10 protein-coding genes and 7 tRNA genes are annotated in these 19,318 nt (G+C 41.3%); 15 read left to right on the top strand and 2 right to left on the bottom strand.

Going from position 1 to position 19,318, the window contains the following annotated elements; genetic code table 11:
• Positions 1–148: 148 nt before the first annotated feature.
• The 8 genes from AAEU30_RS03445 (at position 149) to AAEU30_RS03410 (ending at position 2,392) form a co-directional block, all read left to right on the top strand.
• Positions 149–224: transfer RNA gene (locus AAEU30_RS03445), tRNA-Lys, on the top strand.
• 90 nt (positions 225–314) lie between these two features.
• Positions 315–390, top strand: a tRNA-Lys gene (locus tag AAEU30_RS03440).
• Between the two features lie 77 nt (positions 391–467).
• Positions 468–543: transfer RNA gene (locus AAEU30_RS03435), tRNA-Lys, on the top strand.
• A gap of 78 nt (positions 544–621) precedes the next feature.
• Positions 622–697, top strand: a tRNA-Lys gene (locus tag AAEU30_RS03430).
• Positions 698–768: 71 nt separating this feature from the next.
• Positions 769–844 (top strand) — tRNA-Lys (locus AAEU30_RS03425).
• 71 nt (positions 845–915) lie between these two features.
• Positions 916–991: transfer RNA gene (locus tag AAEU30_RS03420), tRNA-Lys, on the top strand.
• 120 nt (positions 992–1,111) lie between these two features.
• Positions 1,112–2,152 carry a quinolinate synthase NadA gene (nadA, locus tag AAEU30_RS03415; protein WP_421959328.1) on the top strand — a complete coding sequence of 347 codons (1,041 nt, stop codon included), beginning with the start codon at positions 1,112–1,114 and terminating at the stop codon, positions 2,150–2,152.
• 152 nt (positions 2,153–2,304) lie between these two features.
• Positions 2,305–2,392, top strand: a tRNA-Ser gene (locus tag AAEU30_RS03410).
• Between the two features lie 55 nt (positions 2,393–2,447).
• Here the strand turns inward: AAEU30_RS03410 and AAEU30_RS03405 are convergent.
• Both AAEU30_RS03405 and AAEU30_RS03400 read right to left on the bottom strand, forming a co-directional pair.
• Positions 2,448–2,843: a DUF2750 domain-containing protein gene (locus AAEU30_RS03405; protein ID WP_421959327.1), complete on the bottom strand. Its 396-nt coding sequence runs from the start codon at positions 2,841–2,843 to the stop codon at positions 2,448–2,450.
• A gap of 78 nt (positions 2,844–2,921) precedes the next feature.
• Positions 2,922–3,503, bottom strand: coding sequence for a TetR/AcrR family transcriptional regulator (locus AAEU30_RS03400; RefSeq protein ID WP_421959326.1), 582 nt, complete (start codon positions 3,501–3,503; stop codon positions 2,922–2,924).
• 141 nt (positions 3,504–3,644) lie between these two features.
• Here AAEU30_RS03400 and AAEU30_RS03395 point away from each other — a divergent pair, with 141 nt between their 5' ends.
• From AAEU30_RS03395 to recD, 7 genes are all read left to right on the top strand, one after another.
• Entirely contained in the window at positions 3,645–4,688 is a 1,044-nt protein-coding gene (locus AAEU30_RS03395) for an alkene reductase (protein WP_421959325.1), read from the top strand.
• Positions 4,689–4,921: 233 nt separating this feature from the next.
• Positions 4,922–7,273: a TonB-dependent receptor domain-containing protein gene (locus AAEU30_RS03390; protein ID WP_421959324.1), complete on the top strand. Its 2,352-nt coding sequence runs from the start codon at positions 4,922–4,924 to the stop codon at positions 7,271–7,273.
• A gap of 60 nt (positions 7,274–7,333) precedes the next feature.
• The gene (locus AAEU30_RS03385; RefSeq protein ID WP_421959323.1) at positions 7,334–8,461 is read left to right on the top strand and encodes an alkaline phosphatase family protein; all 1,128 of its coding nucleotides are present in this window, start codon (positions 7,334–7,336) and stop codon (positions 8,459–8,461) included.
• Positions 8,458–9,510: an alkaline phosphatase D family protein gene (locus AAEU30_RS03380; protein ID WP_421959322.1), complete on the top strand. Its 1,053-nt coding sequence runs from the start codon at positions 8,458–8,460 to the stop codon at positions 9,508–9,510. The genes AAEU30_RS03385 and AAEU30_RS03380 overlap by 4 nt, the downstream gene beginning before the upstream one ends.
• A gap of 147 nt (positions 9,511–9,657) precedes the next feature.
• A complete protein-coding gene (recC, locus tag AAEU30_RS03375; RefSeq protein WP_421959321.1) occupies positions 9,658–12,990 on the top strand; it encodes an exodeoxyribonuclease V subunit gamma in 3,333 nt (1,110 codons plus the stop codon).
• Positions 12,977–16,567: an exodeoxyribonuclease V subunit beta gene (recB, locus tag AAEU30_RS03370; RefSeq protein ID WP_421959320.1), complete on the top strand. Its 3,591-nt coding sequence runs from the start codon at positions 12,977–12,979 to the stop codon at positions 16,565–16,567. Before recC ends, recB begins: the two co-directional genes overlap by 14 nt.
• Positions 16,564–18,552, top strand: coding sequence for an exodeoxyribonuclease V subunit alpha (recD, locus tag AAEU30_RS03365; protein WP_421959319.1), 1,989 nt, complete (start codon positions 16,564–16,566; stop codon positions 18,550–18,552). Before recB ends, recD begins: the two co-directional genes overlap by 4 nt.
• The last annotated feature ends 766 nt before the right edge of the window (positions 18,553–19,318 follow it).

Genomic DNA, 19,318 nt, shown 5'->3' with positions numbered 1-19,318 from the left:
TTTTTGTCATAAGCGGTCTAAAATTGGTCAACTAGACATAAAAACTTAAAAAAAGAGACATTTTCTGTTGCACTCATTTTTTAAATAAGTATTATAAGCGCCCGCAGCAAACGAATGGTTCAACCACTCAAATTGCGGCAAAAAGAGCGGGTCATTAGCTCAGTTGGTAGAGCAGTGGACTTTTAATCCATTGGTCGATGGTTCAAGTCCATCATGACCCACCATTTTAAAGTTGGCTTTATGTTAACATTTGAATGGTCTTTTATCGGCGGATTTACGTATTGTTTAGTTACATTGAGTTGTAACATTAGAGCGGGTCATTAGCTCAGTTGGTAGAGCAGTGGACTTTTAATCCATTGGTCGATGGTTCAAGTCCATCATGACCCACCATTCTTTTTTGGCTTTATGCTAAGGGTTGAATGGTATCAATCGGCGGATTTACGCAGTGCAGATTGCACAATTAGAGCGGGTCATTAGCTCAGTTGGTAGAGCAGTGGACTTTTAATCCATTGGTCGATGGTTCAAGTCCATCATGACCCACCATTCTTTATTTGGCTTTATGCTAAGAATTGAATGGTATCAATCGGCGGATTTACGCAGTGCAGATTGCACAATCAGAGCGGGTCATTAGCTCAGTTGGTAGAGCAGTGGACTTTTAATCCATTGGTCGATGGTTCAAGTCCATCATGACCCACCATTCTTTGTATCATTGAATGGTATCAATCGGCGGATTCACGTAGCAGCTACTTCAATCAGTAGCACAAGAGCGGGTCATTAGCTCAGTTGGTAGAGCAGTGGACTTTTAATCCATTGGTCGATGGTTCAAGTCCATCATGACCCACCATTCTTTGTACCATTGAATGGTATCAATCGGCGGATTCACGCAACAGCTATTTCAATCAGTAGCACAAGAGCGGGTCATTAGCTCAGTTGGTAGAGCAGTGGACTTTTAATCCATTGGTCGATGGTTCAAGTCCATCATGACCCACCATTCTTGGTATCCTTTCTTTTTATATTTTTCCCTTTGAGTTCGTAACCACTACTGTTATTTAGCTTTATATTCTCGTATAATTCACCCCATAAATGCACTGTAGATTTAAGTGGTCGAGAAATGAGTTTAGCTCAAACTATTATGCCTGAAGGATACATCTTTCCTCCTAAGCCAGCTCCATTGAATGTTGATGAGCAAGCGCAATATAAGGCACGTATAAAACAACTATTAATTGATAAAAATGCGGTACTTGTTGCCCATTATTATACTGATCCTGAAATTCAAGCGCTTGCTGAAGAAACCGGTGGCTGTGTCGCCGATTCATTAGAAATGGCGCGTTTTGGCGCAAAACATGATGCAGATATGATCATTGTTGCTGGTGTTCGCTTTATGGGTGAAACAGCTAAAATTTTAACGCCAAATAAAACCGTCGTCATGCCAACGCTTGAAGCAACATGCTCGCTTGATATTGGCTGTCCAATTGATGAGTTTTCTGCGTTTTGTGACGAGCACCCTGATCGTAAAGTGGTTGTATACGCCAATACTTCAACAGCCGTTAAAGCACGTGCTGATTGGATTGTTACTTCATCATGCGCACTTGAAATAGTTGAGCATCTAGATGAAATGGGCGAAAAGATCATCTGGGGCCCTGATAAGCACCTTGGCGCTTATATTCAGAAGAACACCGGCGCTGATATGATCATGTGGGATGGCGCGTGTATTGTACATGATGAGTTTAAAACTAAAGCGCTTAAAGATATGAAAGCCCTGTATCCTGATGCTGGCGTATTGGTTCACCCTGAGTCACCCGCTGAAATAGTCGCGTTAGCTGATGCTGTAGGCTCAACCAGTCAGTTGATCAAAGCGGCGCAAACAATGGATAACCAAAAGTTTATCGTGGCCACCGACCGTGGCATTTTTTATAAAATGCAGCAGCTATGCCCAGATAAAGAGTTTGTAGCAGCACCAACGGCAGGTGAAGGCGCAACGTGTAAAAGTTGTGCGCATTGCCCGTGGATGGCAATGAACGGCCTCAAAGCCATTGAGGAAGCTTTACTAGATGTAAATGGTAAAGAGGTCTTTGTGGATATGGGTCTTCGTGAAGGTGCACTCAAGTCGCTTAATCGTATGCTTGATTTCTCAGCATCATTACAGCGTTAATACCTTAAATGTTATTGCGAAAGGCCGTTATTTTAAAGATTAACGGCCTTTTTTGTGTATATACTAAGCAATTGAAATACAATGCTGAAAAACACCTTGCACCATTGTGCGCTATTTCATACTATTACGCCGCGTTATAAAATAACGCTTGCGGTGACGTGTCCGAGTGGCTGAAGGAGCACGCCTGGAAAGTGTGTAAAGGGCAACCTTTCGAGAGTTCGAATCTCTCCGTCACCGCCATTCAAATTCAAAAAAAGCGACCCTAGGTCGCTTTTTTGCTTTTTACGTTATTAAATTAATAGCGTTTCTTTTTCGCGCTTAATTGTGAGTCAAATTCATCAGGGAACAAGATTGTGCCGTCGTCTTCTTCTGTTGGAAAAGCCGCGATCAGTAAGTCATCTTGCTCTAGGCCTGGAGTCCAACGGCTTTGCCAGTCTTTCACAGGAATAGCCTTCGCTGTGCAGTTTTCCCACTCGCCGGTTGCCCATGCTTCTGCGTAAATGCGCTCAGGCCAAACTGGTACGCAGTCATCATCTTCATTTGCCAGCATAACGCAGCCGTCATCGTCGTTTAATATCCATACTTGTTTGTACTCTTGGACGGTTTCGAACATAAATGCCAGTCGTTTTTTTGCTCCTAATCCAAGGATTGTTTCGAACTTTTCAGTTGCGCTCGCTGTTGCATTATTCATATAGAGGCTCACTTTTGATTGGCTATCGTTTTACTTTAGTATATTGACTAATATGACAGATTATCGATTGCTTTAAAATTAATTCGTAATTGATGTATATAAATCATTTGCTAGCTGATTTATGTCTTCAATATTGCTGTTGGTTAATGCATATGTACGCAGACCATATAGGCCCATAGCTAAAAATCGTGCAAGTTGTTTGGCCGAACGTGTGGTGCTTATCTCTTGCTGATCTATAGCGCGAGTAAACTGCTTGGCAAGGGCATTTTCATAGGCATTTAAATTTGCACTTAATACTTTACTAATTTGCTCGTCTTGTCCTTCTACTTCACTGATGCTTTTAGTTAGCAGGCATACTTTCATACTATTACCGCTTAAACATTCAGCCACCACAGAGTCTATATAGTTGCGCAAGCTTGGCAGCACTGGTTTGTGATCGCAAAATAGAGCCGTAAATTGTTGGTTTCTATCTGTTTGATATTGTTCAATTGCGGCTAAAAAAATACCTTTCTTATTTTTAAATGCAGCGTACAAAGAGCCGGGGTGTAATGCGGTAACTTGGGTGAGCTTTTGCATACTGGTTTTAGCATAACCAAATTGTGTAAATGCAAGCATGGCTTGACGTAATACGTATTCACGGTCAAATTCAGCTACTCTCATTAATTATCTCTATAGCAAATAGTGTAAGAAGGGCTTAATGTTCTAGTTTACTTAATCTTGAACAAATATTCAAAATTACCCTTGAATAATAAGCTAACCATCCTTATCTTGAATATATACTCAAGATAAGGATTTATTACAATGGCCACAGATTTACTCAAACCGTTTAAACTTAATAACAGCATTGAGCTGCAAAACCGTGTATTAATGGCACCCTTAACCCGCTGCATGAGCGATGACAACTTAGTGCCAACACAAGCTATGGTAGATTATTACGCTCGTCGTGCTGATGCTGGTTTAATTATTAGTGAAGCGACTATTATTCGCCCTGATGCGCAAGGTTACCCTAACGTACCTGGCTTATTTAGCAGTGAACAAATTCAAGGCTGGAAAAAAGTAACCGATGCCGTACATGCTAATGGCGGTAAAATGTTTGCTCAACTTTGGCATGTTGGCCGTGTTGCACATCCTCACTTTTTTGATGGCGAAGTACTCGCACCGTCAGCCATTGGCATAGAAGGGTCAGTACCCAGAATGCGCGAGCTGACTTATCAAACACCAAAGGCGGCGACTATTGAAGATATTAAAGGCCTAGTGGCTGATTATGCAAAAGCGGCTGAAAATGCGATTGAAGCCGGTTTCGATGGTGTGGAGATACACGGTGCTAATGGTTATTTAATTGACCAGTTTTTACATTATGCGTCTAATCAGCGCGATGATGAATATGGCCAGGCCCCAGAAAATATGTCGCGTTTTGCACTTGAGGTGGTTGATGCAGTTATAGACGCAATTGGAGCAGATAATACAGCACTGCGCTTATCTCCGGGGGCGTATTTTAATATGCAAGAAGATAATCGTGATAAAGCGGTTTTTGATTACTTAATAGCGCAGTTAAACACACGAGAGTTGGCTTATTTACATGGAGGTATTTTTGACGACAGCATGCGCTTTGCCAGTTTAGAAGACAAAACAACCTCAGAATATTTACGTGCTAGTTTTTCCGGCACACTCGTTGGGGTGGGAAGTTATAGCTTTGAATCTGCTAAAGCAGCCATAAACGACAATCAGTTTGATTTAATTGCTATTGGTCGCCCGTTTATTGCAAATCCAGATTATATTAATAAGATAGCAAATAACAAAGAGCTCGTTGAATATGATGATGCGATGTTAAGTAATTTGGTATAGCTATTTGACTCTATCACTAAGCGCATGAATAAAGCCGTGCGCTTAGTTAAAATTCAATTCGATTTAACTAAATACGGAGCTGTATTTAGTTGATTTTTCTTATATCTTCTTATTACTAGCCACAAAAAGTACATACCTTTGTAACTGTATGGTAAGTAAAAACTAATTTTTCTGTCATTTAAAGTCGCCATACTTTGCCCGAATTTAAAACAACAATTGTAAATGGGACAACAATGCGCGCTTTCAATAAGAAAACCACTTTGAGCTTAGCTATTGCTTTGGCTTTTTCTTCAAATAGCTTTGCCAATGCCACCGAAATAGAAGAAGTTACAGTAGTAGCTAAACCAACTAGTTATGCTAATAACGTTATCGAGCCTTCAATGCTTGAACAGCAAAGTTCTGTATCAAGTGTATTAGCCGTTATTGATAACTTACCCGGCATAAGTATAAACGAAGGTGACGCCTTTGGCGGTGATGATTGGTCGACCACCATAACAATGCGAGGCTTTAGTATTGATGGTAATCAACAACAGCTGGGTATGACTGTTGATGGTATTCCAAATGGGGGCTCGAATTATGGCGGTGGCGCTAAAGCGAATCGATACTTAGACAGTGAAAACCTTGCAACTGTAGAAGTAGGTCAAGGAACCTCTGATATCGCATCAGCATCGCTTGAAGCACTTGGCGGTACATTTAACTTTGTTAGTAAAGATCCAAGCCTTGATAAAAGTACTACATTTGCTTATACCAACGGTGACCATGACGCCACACGTTATTACTTTAAGCATGAAACAGGTACTATTTTTGATAACACTCAAGCGTATGTGAGTTATTCACAAACCAACACAAGTCGTTGGATTGGTGATGGCAGTAATGGCGGTAAAGACAATCAACACGCTGAAGCTAAGTTTGTATCTAACTTTGATGCATTAACGGTTTCTGGCCGTTTATCGTATGATGATGTCAGCGAAACTAACTACAACAGTGTAAGCCTTGAACAATTTGCACAAACGCCTGATTGGGATCAACTTACGTGGAATTGGACGGGCACCCCACATTTTGACCAAATGTTCGCAGAAGGCTGGGGGACGCTTCGTGAAAATACATTGGGTTATGTAAAATTTGAATACGCGATTACGCCATCTTCATTATTAACTATCAGCCCGTATTATCATAAAAATTCGGGCCGTGGAGATTGGATCCCGCCTTATTTAACTACCCCTGTTGATGATGAAGGAAACCCAACAACAGAAGGCGGCTCAAATGCGGGTTCATATGGGTTTGCAGACAGTGACGGTAATCCACTCGCACCTGATGAAAACTGTACCGAAAGCCTAAGTTGGCCGTGGGAGTCAGGTCCTAGTTTAAACCCAGCGTGTTATGATGATTCAGCAACGCCGGTTATGTCGTATCGTCATACCCATTATGATAAAAACCGTTTGGGCTTAACTGCAGACTATAGCGTAACGTTTGGTATGCATGATATTGAAGCGGGTATTTGGTATGAGCAATCAGAGCGTGATGAATCGCGTGATTGGCATAAAGTTATTGATGCTCGCGTTTATCATCATTTTGATAGCACACCATATTGGACTCAGTACAAAAACACGTTTGATACAGACACATTCAAATGGTATATCCAAGACTCAATGGCATTAGGGGATTTCACCCTAAACCTAGGTGCTAAGCAATATTTGGTTGAATTACAAAAGTACGACCACTTTAACGATATAACCTCAGATAAAATCAATAGTGATTCAGATGTGTTATTTAGTGCGGGTGTGCTTTATCAACTCAGTAGCAGCACAGAGTTATTTACAAGCTACAGCGAAAACTTTGCCGCGATCAAAGACGGTGTTTTAGAACGTGATAGTTCAGCGCTGACAGACATAGAGCCTGAAACGGCAGAGAACCTAGATTTTGGTGTACGTTACCAAGCTGACCGTTTAAGTTTAACAGCTACCGCATATTCAATTGAATTTGAAAACCGTATTACCTTTATTGCGCCAGGCAGTGATACCAGTGGTATTGATTACACTATTGGTACTAATGGCTCATACATAAATGTGGGTGGTATTGAATCACAAGGCTTTGAGCTATCCGCAAGTTATATGCTAACAAACGAGTGGAATATCTATACCTCGTACACTAATAATAGCTCTGAATATGCATCTGACGACCCAAGTTCATACGCTAATGGCGAACTGATTGATGGTGCAGGTCCAAGCTTTACAGCGGGCGATGATGTAATTGATTCACCCAGTGACATGTTTGTGCTCTCTACTGATTACTACAGCGGAGATTTTCGTTTTGGTATTTCGGCTAAATACACCGGTGAGCGTTTAGGTGCATGGACTGACGAACAAACACGCGCGCGCAATGAGGTTGATGGTTACACCGTGATTGATTTTAACGCAGGCTACTACGCAGAAATAAATGCAGGGGCATTCAAATCAATTGATATTGCTCTTGCAGTGACAAATGTGACAGACAAACAATACTTAAGCGGCGGCACAGGTAACGGCTCTACCTACTTTATTGGTGCGCTGCGTACTGCAGCACTGACATTTACTGCTAATTTTTAAGTATTAGCATTAGTTTATAAGCCCATCTTTGATGGGCTTTTTACTTTTTAAGGTAATAAAATGAACACATTAAGAAAAATAATAGTGCTAGGGCTACTTGCTATAACGAGTACATGGGTAAATGCTGCAGAAAATGTCGTGTTAGTAACACTTGATGGTGTACGTTGGCAAGAAGTATTTACTGGCGCTGACAAAGCATTAATAAACAACGTGGATTTTGTAAAAAATAAAGAACAATTAAACAATGAATTTTGGCATAACAACCCTGAACACCGCCAGCAATTATTGATGCCATTTATTACTCAAACTATGGCAGAAGGCGGCGTTATTATAGGCGATAGAGAAAATGGTTCGCGTATGTCGGTGAGTAACCCATGGTATTTTTCATATCCGGGATATAACGAAATTCTCACCGGTACTGTTGATGAAAATATTAATAGTAACGATAAAAACTATAACCCAAATAAAACCATTTTAGAGCTGTTACAACAACAGGACGAATACAAAAATAAAACTGCATTATTTGGTAGTTGGGATGTGTTTCCTTATATCGTTAATGATAAGCGCAGTGGCGTATACGTAAATGCGGGGTTCATGCCTATTGATGCTGAACTATCAGATGATGCGGACTTACTCAATGCCATGCAAAATGAGATCCCGAGCCCTTGGCATAATGTGCGTTTAGACAGCTTTACCTATCGCTTTGCTAAAGCCTATTTACTGGCTAAAAAGCCTAAGCTACTGGTAATAAGCCTTGGTGAAACTGATGATTTTGCCCATGATGGTGATTACGATCACTATTTAAAATCAGCTAAACAAAGCGATGCGTTTATTAAAGACTTATGGCAAACGCTGCAAACAACACAAGGCTATAAAAATAACACTACCTTGATTGTTATTACAGATCATGGCCGTGGCAGTCATGCTAATGACTGGCAGCACCATAGCTCAAAGCGTGCACTCGCTCAATCAGAACAAGGACGTAAAGCATTTCCTGAGGGGATTGTTGGCTCTGATCATATATGGCTGGCAGCAATGGGACCGGCTATAAAGCAAGCAGATTTAGTGAAAACTGAGCAAGAATTTAAACAAGCACAAGTTGCAGCCACTGTATTAAAAGTATTAGGGCAAAATCCACAGCAACTTAACCCAAATATGGCACCTGCAATTAACGAGATTTTAAAATGAAACGATTTAACATAGCCCTTATAACCTGTGCTTTTTTTAGCTTTAATGTAGTAGCTGCAATTACACCGAATAAAATTCTGTTTGGCTCGTGTGGACACCAAGATAAAGCCATTCCAATATTTGATGCAATTAATAACGAAAATGCCGATTTGTTTATCTTTTTAGGGGATAACATTTACGGTGATACCAATGATATGACCGTGCTTGCCGACAAATATCAAAAGTTGGGTGCAAAGCCAGAGTTTAAAACGTTAAAAGCGAACACGCCGATTATTGCCATGTGGGACGATCACGATTTTGGTCAAAATGATGCCGGGAAAGAGTACTCACACAAAGAGCAATCACGGCAAATCATGCTCGACTTTTTTGGCGAACCAAGAGATTCAATCCGCCGCACACGCCCTGATGGTATATATACCTCGTACATGTATGGTGAGGGAGATCAAACAGTGAGGGTGATCATGCCTGATTTACGCTGGAATCGTGACGCACTTAATCACGTGAGCGAAAAGCAGTACTACACTCAGCGTAAAGCGAATAATCAAGGTCCATATAGCCCTACAGAGGTTAAGGGAGCATCGATGTTAGGTGAAGCTCAGTGGTTTTGGCTTGAGCAAGAGCTTAAAAAGCCTGCTGCTATTAAACTTATTGCTTCAAGTTTACAGCTATTACCAGATTTTACTGGCTGGGAATCATGGGCAAACTTCCCCGAAGACCGTAATCGTTTATTTGCACTGATAAAAAAGCATAAAGTAAATGGGGTCATTATTGTCAGTGGTGATACGCATTGGGGTGAAATATCAAAATACAGTAAAAACCTTAACTACCCATTGGTTGAAATGACAAGCTCTGGCCTAACTGAAAAATGGAAAGATGTTAGTCCAAATAAACATCGTGTCGGCGATTATACGCATCAAGTTAACTATGGTGATTTAAGCATTGATTGGCAACAAACAGATCCAGCTATTTCATTACAGCTCAAAGGCATTGATGGCAAAGTGATCATGCAAAGCCAATTTAGTTTATCGAGCATTAGCCCGTATAACTAGAAATTCACATGCACAGAGTAAATGTTGCTCTGTGCGATTAACTTTAAGCTAACCGCCTGATTTATTAACGCCATTAACCGTTAATGGCTACCCCTGTAATTGAAAATATCTTACACTGTTTTTATCTCATGCAAGGACAGTGTCGCAATGCTCAATATTATTCAATCTAACCGAATGGAAACCCTGCAAGCGCAATTTCATAACCTGCTAAACAAATACCCTTTACCCAGCCCGTTTGAAAAAGAAGTGGTACTGGTGCAATCGCCGGGTATGTCGCAGTGGTTAAAAATAGGCTTAAGTGAAAACCTCGGTATTGCAGCGCAGGTGGACTTTCCTTTGCCCTCCAGCTTTATTTGGCAGCTTTATCAACAATTATTGCCAAACGTGCCCAAAGAGTCTGCGTTTAATAAACCAAACCTTGCATGGAAAATATTTACAATTTTACCTGATTGCATTGATGAGCCGCTATATTTACCCCTTAAAACCTACTTAGAAGGGGATTTAGACGGGCAAAAAACCTTTGCTCTGTGTGAAAAAATAGCCGACGTGTACGACCAATATTTAATGTATCGCCCACACTGGATTGCAACCTGGGATAGCGGCAAAGATGCCCTTGATGACGTAGACATTAGTATTTCCCCTTGGCAACCGGATTTATGGCGGCGCATAGTTGCTTTAAGTGTTGAGCTTGGGCAAAGCCAGTTTCATCGAGCCAATATGCAAGGTAAATTACTGGCAGCACTTGAAACTATGGACGAGAGCCTATTGCCAAAACGCATTAGTCTATTTGGTATATCGGCCATAGCCAGCTCTCAGCTGGAAATTTTTGATGCATTAAGTAAAAAAACACAGGTGTTTTTATTCTTTTTTAACCCCAGTGAACATTATTGGGGGGATGTGGTTGATGAAAAAACTGCAGCAAAAATTGCCGCTAAATACGCTAAAACTCCGTTAATTGATGCTGCTCAGCATACGGCTAGTAAACCCGATGAAGAATATTACTTTATTGGCAATCCGCTGCTGTCATCGTGGGGTAAATTAGGCCGCGATTATTTTGAGCAGCTTGTACAACTTGACGCTAACTGGATTGACGGTTTCACCGACAGCTTTGATGATTCACTACTGAGTAAAATTCAAAGCGAAATATACCAATTGGCATTTAAAGGTGAATCATTAATGTTAAATAAAGAGTGGTTTATCAATGATGAAGGTAAACTGCCAATAAGCGTAGGTGACACCAGTATTATTGTAAGCGATTGTTATACGCCGCTTCGCGAAGTTGAGCGCCTGCATGATTATTTGCTTAACTTGTTTCATCAAAACCCAGCACTCACACCAAAAGACATCATTGTGATGATGCCTGATGTTGGCACCTACAGCCCGTATATTGAAGCGGTATTTGGCGGTGCGCAAGGCAAGCGCCATATTCCGTATGCATTAGCTGATTTAGCCATAGAGCAGGAAAAACCAGTACTGAGCTCGTTTGCAAGTCTAGCCAACTTACCGTTTTCGCGTTTTGGCGTGTCTGATATTTTAGATTTACTGCAAGTAACACAAATTGCCGAAAAATTTAGTTTAGAGCCTCATGAGTACGAGCAAATTCAATACTGGCTGGAGCGAGTAGGGGTAAAATGGGGCATTAATGCCGAACATAAAAGTGGCTTTGACTTACCTGCAATAGATTTAAACACCTGGCAACACGGCTTGAACCGTTTATTGCTCGGTATAGCACAGCGTGATGAGCAAATTCCATTTGAGGGCATTTACAGCGCTGATGAAGTCGAGGGTATGGCACTCGATACACTCAATAAATTAGTACACTTTATTGATGTATTGCAAACATTCAAAGAACGCTTAAGCCCAGATGACACCCTAACAAATAAAGCCGATATTTTAGATGAGCTGCTTGAAGCCATTTATGAAAGTGAAAGCGATGATAGCTGGGATCTTTTAGTACTTAAAAAAGTGCTCGATGAGCTGAAAAAACACCATGAAAATGGTGATTACACTCAAGTGGTGTCGCAGCGTATTGTTAGCTATTTAATCAAACAGGGCATTCAAGAAAAAGGCGTTGGCCAGCGCTTTTTAGTTGGCCAAGTTAATTTTTGTACTCTGATGCCGATGCGCGCCGTGCCATTCAAAGTAGTGTGTATGCTAGGGCTAAACGATGCCGACTACCCACGTACTGTACAACCTATTGGTTTTGATTTAGTGCCGTATTCTAAAAAGCAAAAAGGTGACCGATCACGAAAACTTGATGACCGTTATCTATTTTTAGAAGCGCTCCTCAGTGCCCGCGATAATTTATATATGAGTTACATTGGTCGTTCGTGTTTTGACAACCAACCACGCATGCCATCCACGCTGGTGAGTGAGTTATTAGAATACATTGGTCGCAGCTTTACTTTTGCTGAGGAAAGCGAGCAAACCTTGCCAGATTGTTTAGTAAAAGCGCAGCGGCTACAGCCATTTAATCGCCACTATTATATGCCAAGCGAGCAATCATCTGCGCAATTAGCGTTTGATGAGCACAGTTATAACCCAGTGTGGTTGCCGGCAGAGGCCATAAATCCTGAGTCACTTAGCAAACTTGATGTTGCTATGCCTGAGAGTCTTGATCTTGATGTGTTTATTCGCAGTGTTTGTAACCCCCATGAAAGCTTTTATCAGCAAACCTTGGGCCTGCGCTTACCTGAGTTTAATGATGTGGCTAAAGATGAAGAGCCGTTTAGTGTTGATGCCCTTAAACGTTATTTTTATTTAGATGAAATACTCGAAGCGGCCATTTTCGATATGCCCCTGAGTCGTGAACAAATATTGCAACGTGGCGAGTTACCACAAGCCAATGTCGGCGATCTCATTTTTGAAAGTATGGAGCACCGTGTTGACGCGCTTGCAGGGCAAGTGAAAACACATATTGCGAATGGCAAACATGAGCCAGTTGAAGTGTCTTTAACACTCACGTGTGAAGATGCTGATGGTAAAACGCAAAGCAGCCAACTTGAAGGGTGGCTCAATCATATTTATTTACAAAAACAAGTATTTTACAGAAGCGCCAGTATTAAAGCCAAAGACCTAATTAAAGGCTTTATTTATCATTTAACGGCTCAAGTGATGGGCCATCCTGTTGAAACCTTAATTTTAGGTTTAGATAAACAAATCGCTTTTGCGCCATTAAGTGCAGAGTACGCACAACAACAATTAAACCAGTGGTTTAGTTTATACGCGGCACTGAGGCAATCACCAGTGGCGTTTTTTCCGGCCAGTAGTTATGAATACGTAAAATCCGAGGGTGATATTAATAAAGCGATTAATAAATTTAGCCCGCAGTACATTGGCCGCGGTGAGGGGGAAAACCCCTATATTCGTTTAACTACCCAATCACTATTAGATTGCCAAGAAGAATTTACCCAGTGGAGCAATACACTCCTTACGCCATTAATTAACCACGCTAAGGAGAGCGATTATGCAAGCGCTTAACCCGCTCACAATGCCACTTACGGGGCAAAGTTTAATTGAGGCCAGTGCAGGCACAGGTAAAACCTATACGATTACTGGCTTGTATTTACGTTATTTACTCGGCATGCAAATAGCGGATGAACCGCTTTGTGAAGTAAATAAACCACTGAGCGTTGAGCAAATTTTGGTTGTAACCTTTACCGAAGCCGCTACGCAGGAAATTAAAGACAGAGTACGTGCTCGTATAATTGCAACGCGCGATGCATTACTTGGTTTAAAAACGAAAGATGATTTGGTAAGCGAGATCATTGCAAGCATTGAAGATAAACACCGTGCTTTTGATTTACTCGATGCCGCGGCAAAGTCGATGGATGAAGCGGCCATTTTCACCATTCATGGTTTTTGTCAGCGTATGCTCAAACAACATGCGTTTGAATCTGGTGTAGCGTTCAATTTAGAATTTATACTCGATGAGCGTGAGATATTACTTGAGACCATTAAAGATTTTTGGCGTACTTTTGTCTACCCGCTGAATAAAGAAAAAACCGATGCCATTTTAGATATCTTCCCAGCCCCTGAATCATTGTTTAGTCAAGTATCGAGTTTGCTAAATAAAGGCAATGCGCTCATTACTCCTACGATTAAACTTGATGATGTATGGCAAGCGCGTGAAGAGTATTTAGATAAAATACCCAGCTTTAAACAAGCGTGTTTAGACAGCGAATTTATTGCAGCAGTAAAAGCCTCAGGACTCAGTGGCTCCAAAACCCCAGGACGAAAAGGCAGCTTACAAGCGCTTGAGGATTTTTGTCGTGGTGATGAGCTATTTTTTAAATTTGGCACAAGTAAGTATTCGTTTGAAGTCTGGAGTAGCGATAACTTAAGCGACCCGGGTAATTATAAAAAGAATCAGCCTTTATTTAGCCATGAATTACTGCCTCAATTTGATGAGCTTGCAAAGCTAAGCAGCACCATTAACGAAGGGCTCGGCATAGCCATTACTCAACACGCTGCAAGCTGGGTTAAAACAGCCATTGTTAAACGTAAAGCAGAGCAAAGCGTGATCACCCCTGATGATCTATTAAGTAACTTACACAATGCGCTTAACAGTGAGCAAGGCGATACGCTTTCGCAAAAAATAGCTCAGTTATTCCCAGTGGCGATGATTGATGAATTTCAAGATACCGACCCAATTCAATATGGTATTTTTAGTAAAATTTATAATCGAGAAAATACAACACTTGCAATGATTGGTGACCCTAAACAAGCGATTTACGGCTTTAGGGGCGCAGATATTTTTACCTATATTGGCGCAAAGCATGCAGTTTCGCAGGATAAGCAATTTACCTTAGGCACTAATTTTCGCTCAAGTAGTGATGTGGTAAGCAGCGTTAATAAGTTATTTGCTAAGCACGATAATAGCTTTATTTATAATGAGGCCATTCCATTTAATCCGGTGGAAGCCAAAGGCAAAAAGGCCGATGAATCATTCTTAATCGACGGTAAACCCGCTAAGGCGTTTGAGTTTTGTGTATTTACCGATACCGCCGCCGATGACAGTAAAAAGCCCACCAACAAAGGGGTTGGGCAGCACCATTTAGCAAGCCATTTTGCCAATAAAGTAGTCACCTTACTCAACCAAGCGCAAGAAGGCCGTGCCTGCATTGGTGAAACACCAGTAACCGCTGCCGATATTTGTATTTTGGTACGCGACCGATTAGAAGCACAAATTATTAAAAAAGCACTGAGCGACGCTAAAATTGCCAGTGTGTATTTATCCCGCGATAGCGTATTTAGCCAAGAGCTTAGCCATCATTTGCTTAACTTTTTAACTGCGCTGCATGGTCAATATAATGAATCATTACTGCGCGGTGTATTAGCAGGGCCGCTGTTTTGTTTAAGTTATAACGAGATTTATGCGCTGGCTGACGATGAAGAAAAGTGGCAATTGTACCTTAACTTTTTTTCCTCCTTAACTGCAATGTGGCATAAACAAGGTGCCATGGCGATGTTAGAGCACCTGTTAAGCCACAATCAACTAAGCGCGAAATGGCAAGGTTTAGGCTATAACGTAGAGCGCTGGCTCACCGATTACCGCCATTTAAGTGAAATACTCCAACAAAAGCAAATTGAACTTGAAGGCACATTAAGGCTATTACGCTGGTTTGCGCAAAAGGTTAGTCAGCAAGATGGTGAGGCGGTGCAAGTACGCCTAGAAAGTGACGCTAACCTAGTACGAATTGTGACTATGCATGCTTCAAAAGGGCTGGAGTTCCCGTTGGTGTTTATGCCATTTGCCAGTGGGTACCGTGAAACTAAAGAGGCTTTGTATCATAAAGATGGGCAACTTATTTACGACTTAAGTAAAGCGGATGATGCATTGCAAAAAGCTGAGCAAGAGCGCCTAGCTGAAGATTTACGCTTATTGTATGTGGCGCTTACGCGAGCCATTCATTTTTGTGCCATTGGCATGTATAACTTAGGGCAAGGGCAGAGCAAGCGACTTGCTATACAAAGTAGCTCACTGGGTCATGTTTTATTTGCAGGGCTTGATATTACAAGTAGCGAAGTATGGCGTAATCACTTAAAGGCATTTTGTAATGAAAACAAAGCGATGCAATACACAGAATTTACCAGTGAGCAGTTGCTAGAGCAGGGCTCGTTGCAATTGGCATCAACGCAAAGCTCAAAGCTTAATCTCAGCGTTAATAATGTGACCGTAGACATTGAAAAAGATTGGCGCGCTACCAGCTTTAGTGCCTTGAGCTTTAAAAAACACACTGATCATATACAACCAGGTCGCAGTGACGAAGATCACGAAAAAGACGAATTTGCTGCAGAGCAAGAAGACGTTAAATCGCCATACAGTTTCCCTAAAGGCGCTAAGCCCGGTAGTTGCTTACATGAAATTTTTGAGCAAATTGATTTTACCAGCCCCATCACGCACTCGACGAACAGTGAGCAAAACCTCGCGTGTGTCGTAGAAAAGAGCTTAAAAAAATACCACATAGATAGCAGCTGGCAAGAAACCGCAGAGCAGTGGATACTCAGCGCCCTGCAATGCCCACTTAATAACGAAGGGTTAAGCTTAAGTGTACTGCCACCGACTGATTGCTTAGTGGAGATGGAGTTTAATTTACCTCTTGAGAGCCTAAACGCCAAACAGCTCAATGCCGTGCTTATAAAGCATTTTGGGTTTAACCAAAGTAATCTTGAGTTTTTGAATGTTAAAGGGTTATTAAAAGGCTTTGTTGATTTAATATTTTGCTTTGAAGGGCAATATTATATTTTGGACTATAAATCGAATTACTTAGGTAATAAGCCCAGCGACTACGAGCAAGACTCCCTTGAGCAAGCCATGAGTAGCCATCAATACCACTTGCAGTATTTAATTTACACGGTGGCGCTGCACCGTTTGTTAAAGCAGCGCATTGCAAACTACAGCGTCGAGCAACACTTAGGCGGCGTGTATTACACCTTTTTACGGGGCATGGGTGAAGGTAAAGGCATCTTCTTTAATAAACTCACTACAGAGCAAGTGGCTATTTTAGATGGCTTATTTACTCAACCCGCAGCTATCAAAGGAGAGGCATCATGAGCGAAGTCGATGTAATAAATGAATTACCAATATTAGCTGCTGAGCCTGATAACACAGTAGATATTGTGCCGTTAATTGATTATTTAGTGAGTGAAGAGCGCCTGCGAGTGGTTGATGTAAAGCTCGCTGAACTTTTAACTGGGCATGTAGTTAGCAGTGCTGATAATAGCGATGTATTTAATTTAATTTTACTGCTGTGCGTAGCAGGGCAAAGCCAACACAGCTGTTTAAATCTAGATGATGTAAATTGGCAAAATCCTTTTAACTTACGAAAGTCTGACTTTAATAAAGCACAAGGCTCATCACCCGATACAGTTAGCCCATTTAGTGATGAGTTTGATATTCACCGAGCGGTTCGTAGTTTAGAGTCGCATCCAAGTGTGGGTGAGCAACAACCATTGTGTTTATTTGGTACTAGGCTCTACTTTGCGCGTCTTGCAGGATACGAACAAACGCTCGCTTCACGCTTGTTAGCTATGAGTAAGCGTGAAATTAAAATAGACGAAGCAGCGCTTGCTAAGTTGCTCAATGACTATTTCCCCGAAGATAAAGCCCCCAAAGAAGGGCTCGATTGGCAAAAAGTAGCTTGTGCTATGGCGGCCACAAAAGGTTTTAGTGTTATTACAGGTGGCCCAGGTACGGGTAAAACCACCACAGTGACCAAGTTATTAGCCATTTTACAATCACTGTATCAAAGTGCACCGTTAAGCATAAAGCTGGTGGCACCAACAGGTAAAGCCGCCGCGCGGTTAAGTGAATCTATTTTAGGGGCTAAGCAGCAATTAAAAGCGCTGATCCCAAGTGATGTTGAGCCACATATTCCGCAAACGGCGCAAACTATTCACCGATTGCTTGGGGTTAAACCCTTTACCAATAAGTTCAAACATAACAGCAGTAACCCATTGCATGTTGATGTACTGATCATTGATGAAGCATCGATGGTTGATTTATCACTGATGGCTAAACTAATCGAGGCATTACCCGCTCGCGCAAGGTTAATATTACTCGGCGATAAAGACCAGTTAGCGTCGGTAGATACCGGCAGTGTAATGAGCGACTTATGCCAAGGGTTGGCTCTTGGGCACACGCCGAGTTATTCTGATGTGCGCTGCACCGAGCTTAATCAGCTGTGTTTTAAAGGTGAGCAAAAGCTTCAACCACAACAAAGCCCATTTGCATTGGCCGATTGCATCGCGTTTTTACAACACAGTTATCGCTTTGATGCTAAAAGTGGCATTGGTGAGCTGGCCTTTGCGGTTAACACTAACAATAGCGGTAAGCTTAATTATGTTGAACAGGAAATCTATTCAGGCAAATTTAACGACGTTGTTTTAGATTACGATATTGTCACTAAGCCAATTGAAAAACTGGTGCAAAGCTGTGCTCGCCATTACAGTGAGTATTTAAACCTCATTAAACAAGGTGCGCCGAGTGCAGATATTCATCAAGCATTTACTCAATACCAATTACTCGCCGCCGTGCGTGAAGGTGATTACGGCGTAAACAGCTTAAACTTACGCATTGAAAAGCAATTACATAACCTTGGCCTGATTAACACCCATGCAAATAACCGCCATTATTTAGGCTTGCCTATTATGATTGCGCAAAACGACTATCAATTAAAACTGTTCAATGGTGATATTGGTATTTTACTGCATGATGAAAACGCCCAGCTAAAAGCGGTATTTATTGACGAGCAGGGCAATGAACGGGCATTTTCTCCAGCACGACTCCCTGCTCATGACAAAGTGTATGTAATGACTATACATAAATCACAAGGCTCAGAATTTGCCTACACCGCCATGATTTTACCCCCTGCAAATCAAGCAACCGCAGGTATAAATCGCCAATTGGTCTACACGGGTATTACTCGGGCTAAGCACACCTTTGAGCTGGTAGCTGACAAAAACGTGTTACTCACGGCCATGAGTAAATCAGTCAGCCGCGCATCAGGGTTATATGAGAGGTTGGCTAGGTTGAGTTAGCCAGCGAGTTAGCAAGAGTAAAGTTAGCGAGGTTATAGACTAGCGCGGTGTTAAATTTTTCTTGTAGGAACAGGCTTTAGCCGTGATTGTTTCAGTTTGCGAGTTAGCAAGAGTAAAGTTAGCAAGTCATTAGAAGCTACAGTATTCAGCATACTTATATTTTCAGTTGAGTAAGGTTTTTTGGAGAAATGTTTGAAAGTTAAACCCAATAAAAAGCTCCGAGATGAAATGCTCAAAAGAGTATTTGTTGTTTTTATTCTACTGTGCATCGCAGTATATATTCTGACTTCAATTGATGGCGATTGCTTTAGCATTTTATTTCGAGAGCTATGTGACTCAAAAGACAAATCAGTTATCTTAACCTGGCTCTTAGTTTTTGATTCACTGTTAGTTTTATATGTAATGGCACCATTTGTTTACTTTGGAGCAGTAAAGTTTCTTATAAAATCTAAGAACAAAGGCTAACAGATTTAATTTGCTAATTGTTTCACTAGCCATTAATAGTTTTTAGTGCATCAACTAAAAGCCATTCTACATAACCATGGCCTCAAGAATAAATATACGCGTATTGCTTTTCTCGCATCATGATTCACGATAGAACCTAGAACCTAGAACCTAGAACCTAGAACCTAGAACCTAGAACCTAGATGTATGGACTCCCTCTCCCTGAGGAGGTACGGTCTTAATCCGACAAAAGATTAACCAAAGGAGTCCATACATGAAAGATACTAATATATTGGCTATTGATTTAGCAAAGAATGTTTTT

Origin of the sequence: Pseudoalteromonas mucoides (genome assembly GCF_049257175.1) — a bacterium.
Lineage (GTDB): Bacteria > Pseudomonadota > Gammaproteobacteria > Enterobacterales > Alteromonadaceae > Pseudoalteromonas.
This window is presented reverse-complemented; position numbering and strand designations above follow the sequence as displayed.